The sequence below is a fragment of the Chryseobacterium paridis genome, from assembly GCF_016595215.1.
Classification (GTDB): domain Bacteria; phylum Bacteroidota; class Bacteroidia; order Flavobacteriales; family Weeksellaceae; genus Chryseobacterium; species Chryseobacterium paridis.
Genome location: NZ_JAENHK010000010.1, coordinates 917114 through 932686, shown reverse-complemented (window position 1 = coordinate 932686; position 15573 = coordinate 917114). Strand labels below are relative to the sequence as shown.

The 15573-nt window shown below is 33.2% G+C and carries 17 protein-coding genes and 1 other RNA gene; 14 read left to right on the top strand and 4 right to left on the bottom strand.

Annotated features, from left to right (window positions below; genetic code table 11):
• Window positions 1-4: 4 nt before the first annotated feature.
• Window positions 5-102, bottom strand: an RNA gene (ffs, locus tag JHL15_RS13685) — signal recognition particle sRNA small type.
• A 132-nt stretch (window positions 103-234) separates the two neighbouring features.
• Between ffs and JHL15_RS13680 the strand changes: the two genes are divergently transcribed.
• The 12 genes from JHL15_RS13680 to JHL15_RS13625 all read left to right on the top strand — a co-directional run bounded on the left by JHL15_RS13680 (window position 235) and on the right by JHL15_RS13625 (window position 10799).
• Window positions 235-813: a DUF4199 domain-containing protein gene (locus JHL15_RS13680; RefSeq protein WP_200246582.1), complete on the top strand. Its 579-nt coding sequence runs from the start codon at window positions 235-237 to the stop codon at window positions 811-813.
• Window positions 814-828: 15 nt separating this feature from the next.
• Window positions 829-1779, top strand: a complete 951-nt coding sequence (locus JHL15_RS13675; protein WP_200246580.1) for a glycosyltransferase family 2 protein — start codon at window positions 829-831, stop codon at window positions 1777-1779.
• 3 nt (window positions 1780-1782) lie between these two features.
• Complete coding sequence (locus JHL15_RS13670; RefSeq protein WP_200246578.1) at window positions 1783-2175, top strand: hypothetical protein; 393 nt, start codon at window positions 1783-1785, stop codon at window positions 2173-2175.
• A gap of 19 nt (window positions 2176-2194) precedes the next feature.
• A complete protein-coding gene (locus tag JHL15_RS13665) occupies window positions 2195-2923 on the top strand; it encodes a DUF3667 domain-containing protein (RefSeq protein WP_200246576.1) in 729 nt (242 codons plus the stop codon).
• A gap of 6 nt (window positions 2924-2929) precedes the next feature.
• On the top strand, window positions 2930-3631 hold the full coding sequence (locus tag JHL15_RS13660) for a GIN domain-containing protein (protein WP_200246574.1): 702 nt from the start codon (window positions 2930-2932) through the stop codon (window positions 3629-3631).
• Window positions 3632-3767: 136 nt separating this feature from the next.
• Window positions 3768-5483, top strand: a complete 1716-nt coding sequence (locus JHL15_RS13655; RefSeq protein ID WP_200246572.1) for a phospho-sugar mutase — start codon at window positions 3768-3770, stop codon at window positions 5481-5483.
• Window positions 5484-5587: 104 nt separating this feature from the next.
• Window positions 5588-6841 (top strand): pyridoxal phosphate-dependent aminotransferase, encoded by a 1254-nt coding sequence (locus JHL15_RS13650; RefSeq protein ID WP_200246570.1) that lies wholly within the window; start codon window positions 5588-5590, stop codon window positions 6839-6841.
• A 124-nt stretch (window positions 6842-6965) separates the two neighbouring features.
• The gene (locus tag JHL15_RS13645; RefSeq protein ID WP_200246568.1) at window positions 6966-7934 is read left to right on the top strand and encodes a phosphatase PAP2 family protein; all 969 of its coding nucleotides are present in this window, start codon (window positions 6966-6968) and stop codon (window positions 7932-7934) included.
• A gap of 58 nt (window positions 7935-7992) precedes the next feature.
• Complete coding sequence (gene kdsB, locus JHL15_RS13640; protein ID WP_200246565.1) at window positions 7993-8718, top strand: 3-deoxy-manno-octulosonate cytidylyltransferase; 726 nt, start codon at window positions 7993-7995, stop codon at window positions 8716-8718.
• Between the two features lie 187 nt (window positions 8719-8905).
• A complete protein-coding gene (locus tag JHL15_RS13635; RefSeq protein ID WP_200246564.1) occupies window positions 8906-9568 on the top strand; it encodes a histidine kinase in 663 nt (220 codons plus the stop codon).
• A 55-nt stretch (window positions 9569-9623) separates the two neighbouring features.
• Window positions 9624-10199 carry a glutathione peroxidase gene (locus JHL15_RS13630; RefSeq protein ID WP_200246562.1) on the top strand — a complete coding sequence of 192 codons (576 nt, stop codon included), beginning with the start codon at window positions 9624-9626 and terminating at the stop codon, window positions 10197-10199.
• A gap of 84 nt (window positions 10200-10283) precedes the next feature.
• Complete coding sequence (locus tag JHL15_RS13625; protein ID WP_317193039.1) at window positions 10284-10799, top strand: VOC family protein; 516 nt, start codon at window positions 10284-10286, stop codon at window positions 10797-10799.
• Window positions 10800-10963: 164 nt separating this feature from the next.
• Here JHL15_RS13625 and JHL15_RS13620 read toward each other — a convergent pair whose 3' ends face one another.
• Window positions 10964-11620, bottom strand: coding sequence for an NAD(P)H-binding protein (locus tag JHL15_RS13620; protein ID WP_200246560.1), 657 nt, complete (start codon window positions 11618-11620; stop codon window positions 10964-10966).
• A gap of 287 nt (window positions 11621-11907) precedes the next feature.
• On the opposite strand from JHL15_RS13620, the gene JHL15_RS13615 reads away from it, so the two are divergent.
• Window positions 11908-12261, top strand: coding sequence for an MmcQ/YjbR family DNA-binding protein (locus tag JHL15_RS13615; protein ID WP_200246559.1), 354 nt, complete (start codon window positions 11908-11910; stop codon window positions 12259-12261).
• A gap of 37 nt (window positions 12262-12298) precedes the next feature.
• Here JHL15_RS13615 and JHL15_RS13610 read toward each other — a convergent pair whose 3' ends face one another.
• Together JHL15_RS13610 and JHL15_RS13605 are read right to left on the bottom strand one after the other, a co-directional pair.
• Complete coding sequence (locus tag JHL15_RS13610) at window positions 12299-12787, bottom strand: hypothetical protein (protein WP_200246557.1); 489 nt, start codon at window positions 12785-12787, stop codon at window positions 12299-12301.
• Between the two features lie 11 nt (window positions 12788-12798).
• Entirely contained in the window at window positions 12799-13719 is a 921-nt protein-coding gene (locus JHL15_RS13605; protein WP_200246555.1) for a bifunctional riboflavin kinase/FAD synthetase, read from the bottom strand.
• A gap of 321 nt (window positions 13720-14040) precedes the next feature.
• Here JHL15_RS13605 and atpD point away from each other — a divergent pair, with 321 nt between their 5' ends.
• On the top strand, window positions 14041-15549 hold the full coding sequence (atpD, locus tag JHL15_RS13600) for a F0F1 ATP synthase subunit beta (RefSeq protein WP_200246553.1): 1509 nt from the start codon (window positions 14041-14043) through the stop codon (window positions 15547-15549).
• Window positions 15550-15573: the final 24 nt, after the last annotated feature.

The following is a 15573-nucleotide window of genomic DNA, read 5'->3' as shown; positions in this document are numbered from 1 at the left end:
TAAAAAATGGCAAGCTATCTACATCACACCGCTACGACCGATTACCTTTGCTGTGTTCCCACCCTGGAGGATTCTCAGGAGCTGGTTGTGTAGGACTTGCCGTTGCAAAGATAGGAATTAATTATAAATTTGAAAATAATATTACAGAAAAATGAACAGGAAAATGCTTTATCAAAGCTAAATTGCTGAAATTAAGAGCAATAATTTTTCAAAAATTTTTCTAAAAATAAAAATATGACGAAAAGTCCATCCACCTTAGGAATTATACTATTTATCGCTACAATGATTGTTTTTTTTATAGCGTATTACTTTTTTTCAGGAATTCATTATTTTGATACCTCTCTCAAAATCAATGCGTTCGTATTACCTGTCATTTATGCTGCAACTGCATTTTGGTCTGTAAAATCTCACTGGAATAACCATAAAATGGGTTTCAGAGAAGCTTTCAAAAGATCTTTTGTACCTATGTTTATTGGTGGGATTCTTTCCATATTTAGCATCTATGCATTCCTGAATTTTGTAGATACAGATGCAAAAAAGTTATTAAATTATCAATATGTAGAGAGACAAAAATCAGAACTGGATTCAGAATATAAGTCTGCAAGAAAGATTCTGAAACATCAAAAAGATATCGATGAACTGGATCAAAAATATCGTGAAAGAGTTCAAAGTTTTTCTCCACAAGCCGTTAAAGGAAAAGATATGCTTACTGCAAGTCATTTTTCTGGATATTTTGCAGCAATTCTTATATTTTACGTAGTTTTGTCACTGTTTTTCGGAGCGTTTTTCAGAACAAAAACGATTCACCAATAATTTTATAAAAGTTAAATGAATTTATCTATAATTATTCCGTTACTTAATGAGGAAGACTCTTTAGAAGAGCTTTTTTCCAGGATTGATTCTGTTTGCAGAACAAACGAATTATCATATGAAATCTGGTTTGTAGATGATGGAAGTACGGATTTGTCGTGGAGCATTATTGAAAATTTAAAAGTTCAACATCCTCAAATCCACGGAATTAAATTTTCCAGAAATTATGGGAAATCTCAGGCATTACATGCTGCATTTGAAAGAGCACATGGAGATGTAATTATCACAATGGATGCCGATCTACAGGATTTTCCGGAAGAGATTCCCGATCTGTATAAAATGGTAATTGAAGATAATTACGATATTGTTTCGGGCTGGAAAAAGAAACGTTTTGATAACGTAATGACCAAAAATGTTCCTTCAAAACTATTCAATGCTGCGGCAAGGAAAGTTTCTGGAGTTGAACTTCATGATTTCAATTGTGGCCTGAAAGCTTATAAAAAGCAGGTCGTAAAATCGATAGATGTATACGGAGATATGCACCGATATATTCCGGTTTTAGCTGCTAATGCCGGATTCAGAAGAATTACTGAAAAAGAAGTTCGACATCAGGCAAGACCTTATGGAACTTCTAAATTCGGAACAGAAAGATTTATTCGAGGTTTTCTGGATTTGGTAACACTTTGGTTTGTAAGCCGTTTTGGTGGGAGACCGATGCACTTCTTTGGAGCAGTAGGAACCATTATGTTTATTTTTGGGTTCCTTTCGGCATTTTGGCTGGGTGTTTCAAAATTAATTGATGTTTCAAGAGGAATTTATGGACATCTTATTACCAATAATCCGTGGTTTTTTATTGCTCTAACAATGATGATTATGGGGACTCTTCTTTTTATTGCAGGATTCTTAGGAGAAATGATTATCAGAACCAACAGAGAACATAAGAACTACAATATTGATGAAGTGATATAGTATATGGACAATAATCTACCAAAAATATATTCTAAAAAGGCCATTTTTGGTTTTTCTGTTTTGATGTCAACTCTTTTTGGAGGTGTTTTATTATATCAGAACTTAATTGATATTAAAAAGAAAAGAGAGGCTTATATTGTATTAGGTCTCTCCATTTTAATAACGATAGTAACTATAGTTATAGTAAATATTCCGGAAGAGCCGAAAAGCTCACTTGCTTATGTTTTTGGTGCTGCCGGAGGAGGTTTGCTCTCATATTATTTCGTTCCCACCTATTTCCCGGATGAAGAGCATTATCCTAAAAAAGCGATTTGGAAGCCTTTGATTATTGCAGCTATCATAACAATGTCTTTTGTTGGTTTAATGGTTTATGCTGGATCACTTGAAAATACTTAATATAATGTGATATTTTTCCATGAATAAGAAAAGTTGTTTGAACTGTGGTTATACAATTTCCGATGAGTTTTGTGCTCATTGCGGACAAAAGACCGACACAGCAAGAATAACTTACCTATCACTTATTAAAAATGACATTTTTGGCTCCATCTGGCATGTAGAAACACGTTTTTTCAAAACAATAAAGAATGTTTTGTTAGAACCCGGGAAAACAGCAATGGATTATATATCAGGAAAAAGAATCAGGTACTACAATTTTATTTCGTTGTTGCTGATTCTTTTTAGCTTTAATGTATTGGCCTTACATTTTTATGAAAAATTTGTTACTGAAGAAACTATTCATGAAGTTTCTAAAATAAGAGCCTTTTTTTCAAAATATTCAAAAACAATACTGTTTGTTATTATTCCAATGCTTGCTATTAATGCATTTTTTGTTTTTAAAAAGACAAAATTAAATCTTGCTGAACATTTTATCATTGGAACAGTAAGTCTTTTAGGAATTTTAGTTATATTTTTGCTTGATGATATCGTGAGTTTTATAGGTTTATGGAAACCTATTTCAAAGATTACCGATGTTGTTGATAAAATTATATTTGTTCTTTTTATTCTCTTTCCTGCAGCCACTTACTGGAATGCTTTTAGAAAAATGTACTCAAAACTAGGTTTAATAGGAAGGGTATCAGTTCTCTATGTTTTAATGGGAATAGAAAGTCTTGCAATAATTACAGTTTTATATAAAATATTTTAGATAAATATGAAAAATATATTGTACACATTTGTACTTATGATGATTGTTTCTTGTGGAAAGATTTCCCCTAAGGGAAATATTGAGAGAAAAGATGTTGATGTTTCTGAATTTGTCAATTTAGATCTTGAAGGAAAGTTTCGGGTATTTTACGCAAGAGGTCCAAAGAACTTTGTTGAGATAGAGACCTATCCAAATGTTGCCAGTAATTTAGATGTTGATGTAAAGGACAAAACACTTTCAATCAAGGAAAAAAGAGGAACAAAAGGCGTTGATTTTTATAATGTTACCATCTATTCTAAATATAATCTTGAAAAAGTTTCAATTTCGGATTCAGTAGAAATGAACATTTCCAGCGAAATAAAAACGGATAATTTTAAGCTTAATTTAAAGAATAACGCTACTTTTATGGGTTCAGTGAATACAAGAAGAGCAGAAGTAGAAATGCTAAACAGAAGTAGAGCCAATTTTTTAGGTGAAACTAAAAATGCAGTGATCAAAATTTCCGATACAGCAAGTTTAATTGCTCCTTATTGGAAAATTACTAACCTGAATATCGATTCTAAAAACGGGAATTATGCAGAAGTTAATGTAAAGGATTCTCTAAAAGGTCACATTCAGAATACTGCAAAATTTTTATATTATAACGATCCGATTCGTGCTTTTAAAATTGATAAAACGACAAGGGTTGAGAATAAGAAGTTAGAGTAATGTAATGTCATTCAGAACGAAACGAAGTGGAGTGAAGAATCTACAATTCAATATTTATTATAGAGATTTCTCGTTCCTCGAAATGACAATCTGAAAGAAACAATAAGACAACAAATTTAAAGAACAAGATACAAATATGACAACATTAGAAAAAGCGAAACTTTGGTTAAGTGAAACGTTTGATCAGGAAACAAGAGATGCTGTGCAGGTATTAATTGATGGTAATTCTGCTGATCTGGAAGATTCTTTTTACAGAGAATTGGAGTTCGGAACCGGAGGAATGAGAGGAATTATGGGAGTAGGAACTAATCGTTTAAATAAGTATACGTTAGGTCAAGCTACACAGGGACTTGCGAATTATATGTTAAAGCAATTTCCCAATGAAGAAATTAAAGTTGCAATAGCTTATGATGTACGTCATAATTCTAAAGAATTTGGAAAACTGGTTGCTGATGTTTTGACAGCAAATGGAATTAAAGTACTGCTTTTTAAAGATCACAGACCAACTCCGGAATTGTCTTTTACAGTTAGAGATAAAAAATGCAATGGAGGTATTGTATTGACGGCTTCTCATAACCCACCTGAGTACAATGGATACAAAGTATATTGGAATGATGGGGCGCAGATTGTTCCTCCACATGATGAAGCTATTATTAATGAAGTATATTCCGTAAAATTTGACGAAATTAAATTTGATGGAAATGATGAGCTTATTGAATGGATAGGAGCAGAGCAAGATGATGTATATATCGATGCTTGTATCGAAAATTCAACTTATCAGAATGTAGGAAAAGAAAACTTAAATATTGTTTTCACTTCTATTCATGGAACAACATATACTACAGTTCCCAAAGCTTTGGAAAAAGCAGGATTTAAAAAAGTTGATCTTGTTACAGAGCAGATGATTCCTAGCGGAAACTTTACCACGGTGGAATCTCCAAATCCGGAAGAACCGGCAGCATTGGAAATGGCGATGGATCTGGCAAAAATAACCAATGCAGATATTGTTATCGGGACAGATCCGGATGGCGATAGATTGGGAATTGCAGTAAGAAATCTTGATGGTGAAATGCAATTGTTAAACGGGAATCAAACCAATACAATTCTAACCTATTACATTCTTAATGAATGGAGAAAATTGGGTAAGATTACAGGAAAAGAATTCATCGGTTCTACAATCGTAACTTCAGACATTTTCTTTGATATTGCTCATAAATTCGGAGTCGCTTGTAAAGCAGGACTTACAGGATTTAAATGGATTGGGAAAATGATCCGTGAGGCTGAAGGAAAAGAAAAATTTGTTTGTGGTGGAGAAGAAAGTTTTGGTTTTATGACCGGAGACTTCGTTCGTGATAAAGATTCTTGTGGAAGTATCCTTGTGGCTTGCGAAATTGCTGCATGGTGTAAAGCAAATGGTAAAACCATGTACCAATACATGATTGAAATTTACCAGGAAACAGGAATGTATTATGAAGGATTGGTTAACCTTGTAAGAAAGGGTAGAGATGGTGCTGAGGAAATTCAGAATATGATGAAAAACTTCCGTGAAAATCCACCAAAAGAAATAGCAGGATCTTTAGTTGAGGAAGTAAAAGATTTTAAAGAGCAGACCAACTTTGTTGTTTCTAAAAATGAAAAACAGGTCATGAACGATATTCCAAAATCCAATGTACTGATCTATTATACTCAGGATGGAACTAAAGTTTGCGTAAGACCTTCAGGAACAGAACCTAAAATTAAATTCTACATCTCTGTAAAAGACAGTATTACTTCTGAAGCAGATTTTAGAGATAAATTGAAATCTTTGGATGAGAAAATTAATCAAGTAAAAATTGACTTACAGTTAACGTAAATAGCTAGAAGGGCTTAGGATTTAGGAAATAGGGTTTAATTAAAACACCTAAATCCTGATACCTAATTCCTGCAACCTTAAAATAATTATAAATTTTAAATAAAGTGAAAGTTTCAAAATTAGCGGCGAACCTGATTGGTTCTGAAATTGTAAAAATTGGTAATGAAGTAAATGATTTAAAGGCAAAAGGAGCGGAGATAGCCAATCTTACCATTGGTGATCTGAATTCTAATATATACCCGATACCTGCAAAGTTGAAGGAGGAGATTCAGAAAGCTTATCAGAATAATCTGACAAATTATCCGCCTGCCAATGGACTTTTATCTTTAAGAACAGAGGTTTCAAAAGATCTTAAAACAAGATGGAACCTTGATTATTCAGCAAATGATATCCTAATTACTGCAGGATCAAGACCATTGATTTATGCAGTATATAAAACTATCGTGGATGAAGGGGATAAAGTTATTTACCCTATTCCTTCATGGAATAATAATCATTATGCTTATCTTACATCAGCTGATGCTATTGAAGTAAAAACAACACCTGAAAATAACTTTTTACCAACTGCTGCTGATCTTAAACCACACTTAAGCGGTGCTGTTTTATTAGCGCTTTGTTCGCCACTAAACCCTACTGGGACAATGTTCACAAAAGATCAGCTTTCTGATATCTGTGAATTGATCATAGAAGAAAATAAAAAGAGAGGAGCAGACGAAAAGCCATTGTACTTAATGTATGATCAAATCTATTCTAATCTTACTTTCGATGCAAAACATTACGACCCGGTTTCTTTATTCCCGGAAATGAAAGATTATACCATATATATTGATGGGATCTCAAAATGTCTTGCAGCTACCGGAGTTCGTGTAGGATGGGGATTCGGACCTGCTCACATTATTGATAAAATGAAAGCTCTTCTTACTCACGTTGGAGCATGGGCACCTAAACCAGAGCAGGAAGCAACAGCAAAATACTACCAGGATTCTGAAGATGTAAATTCTTTTGTTAATGAATTCAAAGGTAAATTGGAAGAAAGCCTGAAAGTTCTTCACAAGGGAATTCAGGATTTGAAAGGTAAGGGACTGGCTGTAGAAAGTATTGAGCCTATGGGAGCTCTTTATCTTACAATTAAATTAGACTATATTGGTAAAACCAAGCCAGATGGAAGTGTTATTGAAAATTCATCTGATCTTGGATTTTACTTAATTAATGAAGCTGGAGTGGCTTTAGTTCCTTTCTCTGCCTTTGGGGAAGAAAAATCAGAACCATGGTTCAGAGCTTCTGTAGGAGGATTAGCAACTGATGAAATTTCTACAATGATGCCGAAATTAGAAAAAGCTCTCAATAATTTAAAATAATTTTTAAATAATACATGCTTCGATTTCGCTCAGCATGACATCCTGATATTACATGTTTGATGTGGTGATGTTATAATGAATGAAGTCGGAGCATTTATCATTATTTTTCTTAAAGAAGCACAAGATGAAAAAAATTAGATTGATATTACTACCAATCTCTATATGGGTATCCTCCCAAAATAGTGATAGTATTGTTCTTAAAAAGAAAGCAATATCCCAAAACTATACTTTAAAAGATGGTTCTGTAAGAACATATCCTAAACCTAAGCTTTTTGAGTTTATTACGAGAGTTCCTAAAGATTTTATAGATACTAATAAAGATTTTGTAGCAAAAGATCATGCCTATTATTTGGGTGGTGCTGTAGCTGGTACTTTAATACTTTTACCGTTTGATCAGAAACTCATTGATAATTCAAGAGAGTTGGGTGATAGAATGGGGATGAGTGCGGACAATAATTACAATAAGGTTGGAGGATTGATAAAAATTCCAAAAGATATCGGATCAGGTCTTTATCTTATTGGTAATGGTTCTACAGTTGTATTGTTAGGGATAGGTTTTGCCACTTACGGATTAATAAAAGATGATTACAGAGCTCAGGCTACTGCAAGTGGATTAATGGAAAGCTTAATACTTTCAGGAGTTTTTTCACAAACTATTAAAAGAATAACAGGTAGGGAAAGTCCTTTCATAGCCATACAAAATGGAAATTCAGGAGGGCATTGGACGCCTTTTCCAAGTTTTTCTGCATTTGCAAATGATACATCACGTTATGATGCAATGCCTTCAGGGCATTTAACCACATTTATGTCTGCAATAACAGTTATTGCAGATAATTATCCTGATGCAGGATGGATCAAACCAGTGGGATATACATTAGCTGGGGCGTTGGCTTTTCAGATGATGCAGAGCCAGGTTCATTGGGCTTCGGATTACCCTTTGGCCTTGTTGATGGGGTATTTTATAGGAAAAACAATTTCTAAAAACAGATACACCTCTTCTGAATTTAGTGCAGGAAATGTAAAATATAAAATAAACCTTACAGCATCCAATAGTTTTGGTTATAATATGGCTGGTGTAAAGTTGACTTTTTAAAATAGCAATCATATTTTGCCTATATTTAGAGAAAATTTTAAACAATTAAAATTGTTCAATGAAGATCATAGCAGTTATTCCCGCTCGATATGAAGCGAGTCGTTTTCCTGCAAAACTAATGCAGATTTTGGGAGAAAAAACAGTGATTGCAACAACCTATCAAAATGTTGTAGATACCGGTTTATTTGATGAAGTTTTTGTAGCCACAGATTCTGAAATCATTTTTAATGAAATTGTAAATAATGGAGGAAAGGCTGTAATGACTGGCCAGCACGAAACAGGGAGTGACCGTATTGCAGAGGCTGTTCAAAATATAGACTGTGACATTGTTATTAATGTACAGGGAGACGAACCCTTTTTAAAGACAGAACCTCTTAAACAGCTGATTGATGTCTTTAAGGAAGATGATAATCAGGAGATTTCATTAGCTTCATTAAAAATAAAGCTTACAGAAAAAGAAGAAATTGAGAATCCAAATAATGTAAAGGTGATCACAGATAATAATGGATTTGCATTATATTTCAGTCGTTCTGTTATTCCTTTTCATAGAGAAATTTCTTACACTGTAGACTACTTTAAACATATTGGAGTGTACGCTTTCAGAAAACATGCGCTGCTGCAATTCTCTAAATTAGAGATGAAACCATTAGAAATTTCCGAAAAAATTGAATGTATCCGTTATCTTGAATATGGAATGAAGATCAAGTTAATAGAAACCAACTTTATCGGAGTCGGAATTGATACTCCGGAGGATTTGGAAAAAGCTCGGAAATTGATAAACTAAATTGCCAATAGGCAAAAAGGAAGAAAGGCTGAATTGCTAAATCGCAAAATCGTAAAATCGCAGATTTGCAAAACTGTTAAATGGGTGCGATTTTATAGTTTTACAAATTTGCCTTTTCGCCTTTTTGCCCTTTAACAAATTTGCTTTTCTACAAATTCGCCTTATATTTGAATTATAAATTGATTGAATGAAGAAATTACTTTTAGTATTCGTGCTGATTTATTCACAACTTTCTTTTGCACAGACGGCAAAGGAAATTATAGAAAAAAATATAGAATTATCAGGAGGACTAACGAATTGGAAGCTATTAAATTCTGTATTACTTCAAGGAAAAGTAGTTTTAGGAATAAAAGATGAATACCCTATAAAAATTTACCAGCAACGCCCAAATCTTACTAAAACGGTTCTTACCATTAATAATAAAGACACAGCCATTGAAGGCTTCGACGGAAGTAAAGGATATGCAATGAACTATGCAACCAATAAAGTTCAGGAATATCCTAATTATATTCCTGAGAGTTTTGATAACGATTTTATTGATTGGGAAAACAAGGGTTTTGATGCGAAATATTTGGGGAAGGAAAAAGTAGGGGATATCTATTGTCATAAAGTGGAACTGACGAAAAATGTAAATAAGAATTTTTATTATTTTGACACCAACACTTATATGCTTTTGAAGGAAATAAAAAAGGATGAAACTTTAACTTATTCAGAATATAAAAAAGTTGGAAATTTGGTGATGCCATTTAGAATAGAATCTTCCAGTTCTAAAAAAGATGGAGATTTTGTAATGCAGATCAACAAAATAGATATCAATAAAGTATTTCCTGCCAATACTTTTAAATTCTAATATGTAATTTATCCATAAAAATAATCGCAGCAAAGCTGCTCAATACAATATACTCATGAAAAAGATTTTCTTATTGCTGCTTTCTTTTGTAGCGTTCTTACAGAGTTGTACTAACCAAAAAAGTGAAATTTCTAAAGCTAAAACCAACGAACTTATGGGAAAAACAATATATGATTTCAAAGTAGAAAGCCTGGATGGTAAAGAAATCAATTTTGCTGATTTTAAAGGGAAAAAGATCCTTATTGTAAATACCGCTTCAGAATGCGGTTTTACCCCACAATATGCTGATTTGGAGAAAGTGTATGAAGAATATAAAGATAAATTAGTGATTGTTGGGTTTCCTGCTAATAATTTTGGAGGTCAGGAGCCAGGAACAAATACTGAGATTGGAGCTTTTTGTCAGAAAAATTACGGAGTAACTTTCCCGTTAGCAGCAAAAGTTTCTGTAAAGGGGGATGATACCGCTCCGATTTTTAAATATTTGACTGAAAAAGATCTTAATGGAGTAAAGAATACTACAATTCTTTGGAACTTTACTAAATTCTTACTAGACGAAAATGGTAAATTAGTAGATAGCTTTGTAAGTACTACGAAACCAACAGATCAGGCGATTACAAAATATTTGAAATAAATACAAAAAAGTATATTTTTACAGAGTGGATGTTTTTCATCCACTTTTTTTATACTATATTCTTACATAAATAAAACGTAACACATGAAAAAAATAATTTTTGGTCTTTGTATCCTTGCTTCTTTTATATTAGGGTTTGCTTTTAAATCAGCAACAGAAGATCAATCTGAGAATCAGAAAAGAGTAACCGGTATTGGTGGGATCTTTTTTAAATGTAAAGACCCTAAGAAAATGAGAGAGTGGTATAAAGACCATTTAGGTCTTAATACGAATGAATATGGAGCTGTATTTGAGTGGTATCAGGGAGCTGATAATTCTAAAAAAGGCTTTTCACAGTGGAGCCCATTCAATGAAAAAACAAAATATTTTCAGCCTTCAGAAAAAGATTTCATGATTAATTATCGGGTAGAAAATCTTGAAAAACTAGTCGAAGAACTAAAAAAGGAAAATGTAACCATTGTTGATAAGATTGAAAGCTACGAATATGGAAAGTTTGTACATATTATGGATATGGAAGGAAACAAAATAGAACTTTGGGAACCTAATGATATTGAGTATGAGAAACTGGGGCAAAGTATGGGGAGTAAAACGACGAAATAGTTGAGATGCGAGGTGCGAGATCCGAGTTAAAAGTTGAGAGTGGAAAATTGAAAGTTAGAATGTAAAAAGTTGTAATGTGAAATTACTATTCCACAAACTTGTATCTCGAATCCCGAATCCCGTAACTCGAATCCTGCAAATTTTCCACTTTCAATTTTCCACTCCTATTCATTCGTCTTTTCGGCAAAGCAAAAAATATTTCCCAGCTTAATACTTGAATACCCATTGCTTTTTATTTTTGATGAATTGATCATTGCCTTAGCTAAGATATTAGTGGGTAGTGGCTTTTGACTTTCTAAAAGTCCAATTTTATTTGCAAATTTTATAATTCTGCTTCCTAAAACTTCCCCGGCTCTGTCGGAATCTTTTCTTTCCAGCATACCAGGTTTGAAAATCGTAATTTTATTAAAATGAAGCTGCTTTACTGCATCTTCAAGTTCCCCTTTCATTTTAGAGTAGAAAATTTTGGATTTAGGATTAGCTCCATAAGCAGAAACCAGAATATAATCATCTACATTATTTTCTTTAGCCGCTTTGGCAAATTGATACTGATAATCGAAATCTACTTTTCTCTGAGCTTCCTTGCTCCCTGCTGTTTTTAGAGTGGTACCAAGGCATGAGAAAGCTACATCTCCTTTCACAGCATCTTTCCATTCTTCAGGATTGTCAAAATTAACGACATGAACATTTAATTTATCACTCTTAAGATCCAAAGGTTTTCTCACGAAAACATCTACTTCATCAAATTCTTTATCATTCAATAGTTGAGTGACTAAATCTTTTCCGGTTGCACCTGTTGCGCCAATAACCAAAGCTTTCATAATAAATGTGATTAAGTGGTGATATATACTATTCTTTTCCTTTTCTAAATTTACTAAATTTGAGATTAAGAATGGAAAAAGATTAAAAGATTAAAAGATTAAAAGATTAAAAGATTAAAAGATTAAAAGATTAAAAGATTAAAAGATTAAAAGATTAAAAGATTAAAAGAACTTGATAAACACTAATTTTGCACTATCAACTATCAACTATCAACTATCAACTATCAACTATTAACTTCTCACTTTCAATTTTCAATTTTCATCTTTCAACTAACAAATAATTAAAAATGGACGCCAACGAAATACTAGATTACTGTCTTGCAAAAAAAGGAGTTACAGAAACTTTTCCTTTTGATAATGAAACGCTTGTGATGAAAGTAGGAACAAAAATGTTTTTATTGATGGCTTTGGAAAAACAGCCTTTGGGAATTAATGTAAAGACAGATCCAGAATGGAGTGCTGAACTTCGTGAGCAATATCCACAGATTACCGGAGCGTATCATATGAATAAAACCCACTGGAATTCAGTTTCTGTAGATGGTTTGAAGAGAGATCTTATTTTTAAGATGATCGATCAATCGTATGAATTGGTATTTAATTCACTAACAAAAAAGGATCAGAGTACAATTAATAATTTATAAAATGATATTTTGAAAACCCTTTGTGGTTGATAAGATTTTAGTTATTTAGTTTTTCTAACAATCTATAATAAATTACATTTCCACTTCCGTCATCCAAGGTCATCATTAAGTTTCCCTTTTTAAAAAGATTTTCAATGTCCATCGCAAAAAGATTAACTCCCCATAATTCTTGATAATTTTCAATCTCTTTATTGTCGATTGTTAAAAATTGTCCATCTAATTTGTAGGTAGGCGTCTTTTCTAAAGGTAAACTACTAAAGATTTCTTTTAAATCTTTCACAGAGTAATTATAATCTTTGTCAGACATCATTGAATATACTTTTCCGTTCTCGTAAAATGCAAACCATTGATATTTTTGAGGCCATGGATTTTCTTTGTTATGAGTATTTTCATTAGGAAGTTCAACTTTTTTCCAAAAACCTATGAGTTCAGAAAGTTTAGGTGGCCCACCTGCTTTAGATAAATTCTCCTGACCAAAAACAAAAAAAGAAAGAAATAGTAATAATATTAAGACTGTCTTCTTCATTATCATTTATTTTAAAAATCAAACTCTTCCGTTAATCTTTTATCCTCATCTAGTCTTTCAATTAATTTTTCAAGACCTTCAAATTTGATCTCTTCGTGAAGGAAATCCCTGAACTTTACAGTTATTTCCTGATCGTAGATATTTTCATTAAAATCAAGAATATAAACTTCAACAGTTAGGGTATCGCCATTCACTGTTGGATTGGTTCCAACACTTAGCATCCCTTTATATTGTTGACCTTTTACTTCAACTTCGACAATATAAGCCCCTTTTTTAGGTAGTAATTTAATGGAGTCTGTACTGATATTGGCAGTAGGATAGCCAATGGTTCGGCCTAATTTTTTTCCATGAACCACAGTTCCAGAAACAGAGTAGGAGTATCCTAACATTTCATTAGCCTGTACAATGTTTCCTGCTAATAATGCATTTCTGACTTTGGTAGAACTGATGTTGTTTTCGTGGATGTTGATTGCTTCCATTTGCTCCACTTCAAAATCCAATTCTTTTGAGAGTTTCTGAAGAAGCTCAAAATTTCCACTTTTATTTTTTCCGAAAGAATGGTCATACCCTATAATAAGGTATTTTACATTCAGTTGATCAACAAGGATCTGTCGAACAAATTCTTCTCCGGTAAGATTTCTAAACTCTTCATCGAATTCTTTTAAAAATAAATTATTGATACCATACGTATTCATCAACAATCTCTTTTCATCTAATGTATTTAAAAGCTTTAAATCTTCATTTGGATTAAAAACAAATCTTGGATGTGGCCAAAAAGTAAGGATAGCAGTCTCTAATTGGTTTTCTGCACCTACTTTTTTTAATTCATCAATAATACATTTATGCCCAAGATGTACCCCGTCAAACATTCCTAAAGATAATGCTAGAGGCTTTTGAGAGGAATAATCTTTAAAATTCTTGAAAACTTTCAAAACGGAAAAAATTTGACTGCAAATATAAAACCTTTAAAATAATCTATTATTATATAGTAAGAGTTATTTTCAATAGGAATATTAGATAAGAGATTAATTTGGAAATGCTTTAATTTATATATTCATTAATGAATCGCAATAATGGTTGTTAAATATTCAAATATTGAGAATGAATTGACTTTTTAGAGTGGTGAGTTCCCCTAACCTGAAACCTAATTCCTAATTCCTTTTACCTGATCAAAAAGCATGATAAAAATCTTTTTTTTAGCAATTGTGGGTTTATGAAGAATCATTATATTTGCACCAAGAAAAAATTTAGCAATGGCAAACCAAATTAAAGGAAAAATTTCTCAAATTATTGGTCCGGTAATCGACGTAGTATTTACAAATGTGGAGTCAATCCCAAGTATTTATGACGCGTTAGAAATTACTAAAGGAAACGGTGAAAAAGTAGTCTTAGAAGTAGAACAACATATTGGTGAAGATACAGTAAGATGTATCGCAATGGATGCTACAGATGGTCTTCAAAGAGGGCAGGAAGTAACTGGATACGGAAATCCTATTACTATGCCAATCGGTGAGGCTGTGAACGGAAGACTATTCAACGTTGTTGGTGATGCTATCGACGGGCTTCAAAATATCTCTAAAGAGGGTGGGTTACCAATCCATAGAGAAGCTCCAAAATTTGATCAACTTTCAACTTCTGCAGAAGTTTTATTTACAGGTATTAAAGTAATCGATTTAGTTGAGCCTTACGCAAAGGGAGGTAAAATTGGATTGTTCGGAGGTGCTGGTGTAGGTAAAACAGTATTGATCCAGGAGTTGATTAATAATATTGCAAAAGGACACGGAGGTCTTTCAGTTTTCGCTGGAGTAGGTGAAAGAACGAGAGAAGGAAATGACCTTTTGAGAGAGATGCTTGAATCAGGAATTATCAAGTATGGTGACGATTTCATGCACTCTATGGAAAACGGAGGTTGGGATCTTTCTAAAGTTGATTTAGAAGCTATGAAAGAATCTAAAGCAGCATTCGTTTTCGGACAGATGAACGAGCCACCAGGAGCAAGAGCTAGAGTAGCACTTTCTGGTCTTACATTAGCTGAATACTATAGAGATGGTGGAGAAAGCGGACAAGGTAGAGACGTTCTTTTCTTCGTAGATAACATCTTCCGTTTTACACAAGCTGGTTCTGAGGTATCTGCACTTCTTGGTCGTATGCCATCTGCGGTAGGTTACCAACCAACACTTGCTTCTGAAATGGGTGCAATGCAGGAAAGAATTACTTCTACTAAGAATGGATCTATTACTTCAGTACAGGCGGTTTATGTACCTGCGGATGACTTAACTGACCCGGCTCCGGCAACTACGTTTGCTCACTTGGATGCTACAACAGTACTAGATAGAAAAATTGCTTCTTTGGGTATTTATCCAGCGGTAGATCCATTGGCTTCTACTTCTAGAATCCTTGCTCCTGAAGTAATCGGAGAAGAGCATTATAACTGTGCTCAAAGAGTAAAAGAAATTCTTCAGAGATACAAAGCGCTTCAGGATATCATCGCGATTCTAGGGATGGAAGAACTTTCAGAAGAAGATAAATCTGTTGTTTACCGTGCTAGAAAAGTTCAGAGATTCTTATCTCAGCCTTTCCACGTTGCAGAACAGTTTACAGGTATCCCAGGATCATTGGTAGATATTAAAGATACCATCAAAGGATTCAACATGATTATGGATGGTGAATTAGATCACTTACCAGAAGCTGCTTTCAACTTGAAAGGAACTATCGAAGAAGCTATTGCAGCAGGACAAAAAATGTTAGCTGATAACGCATAATAATGCTAATTGCTGATAGCCAAT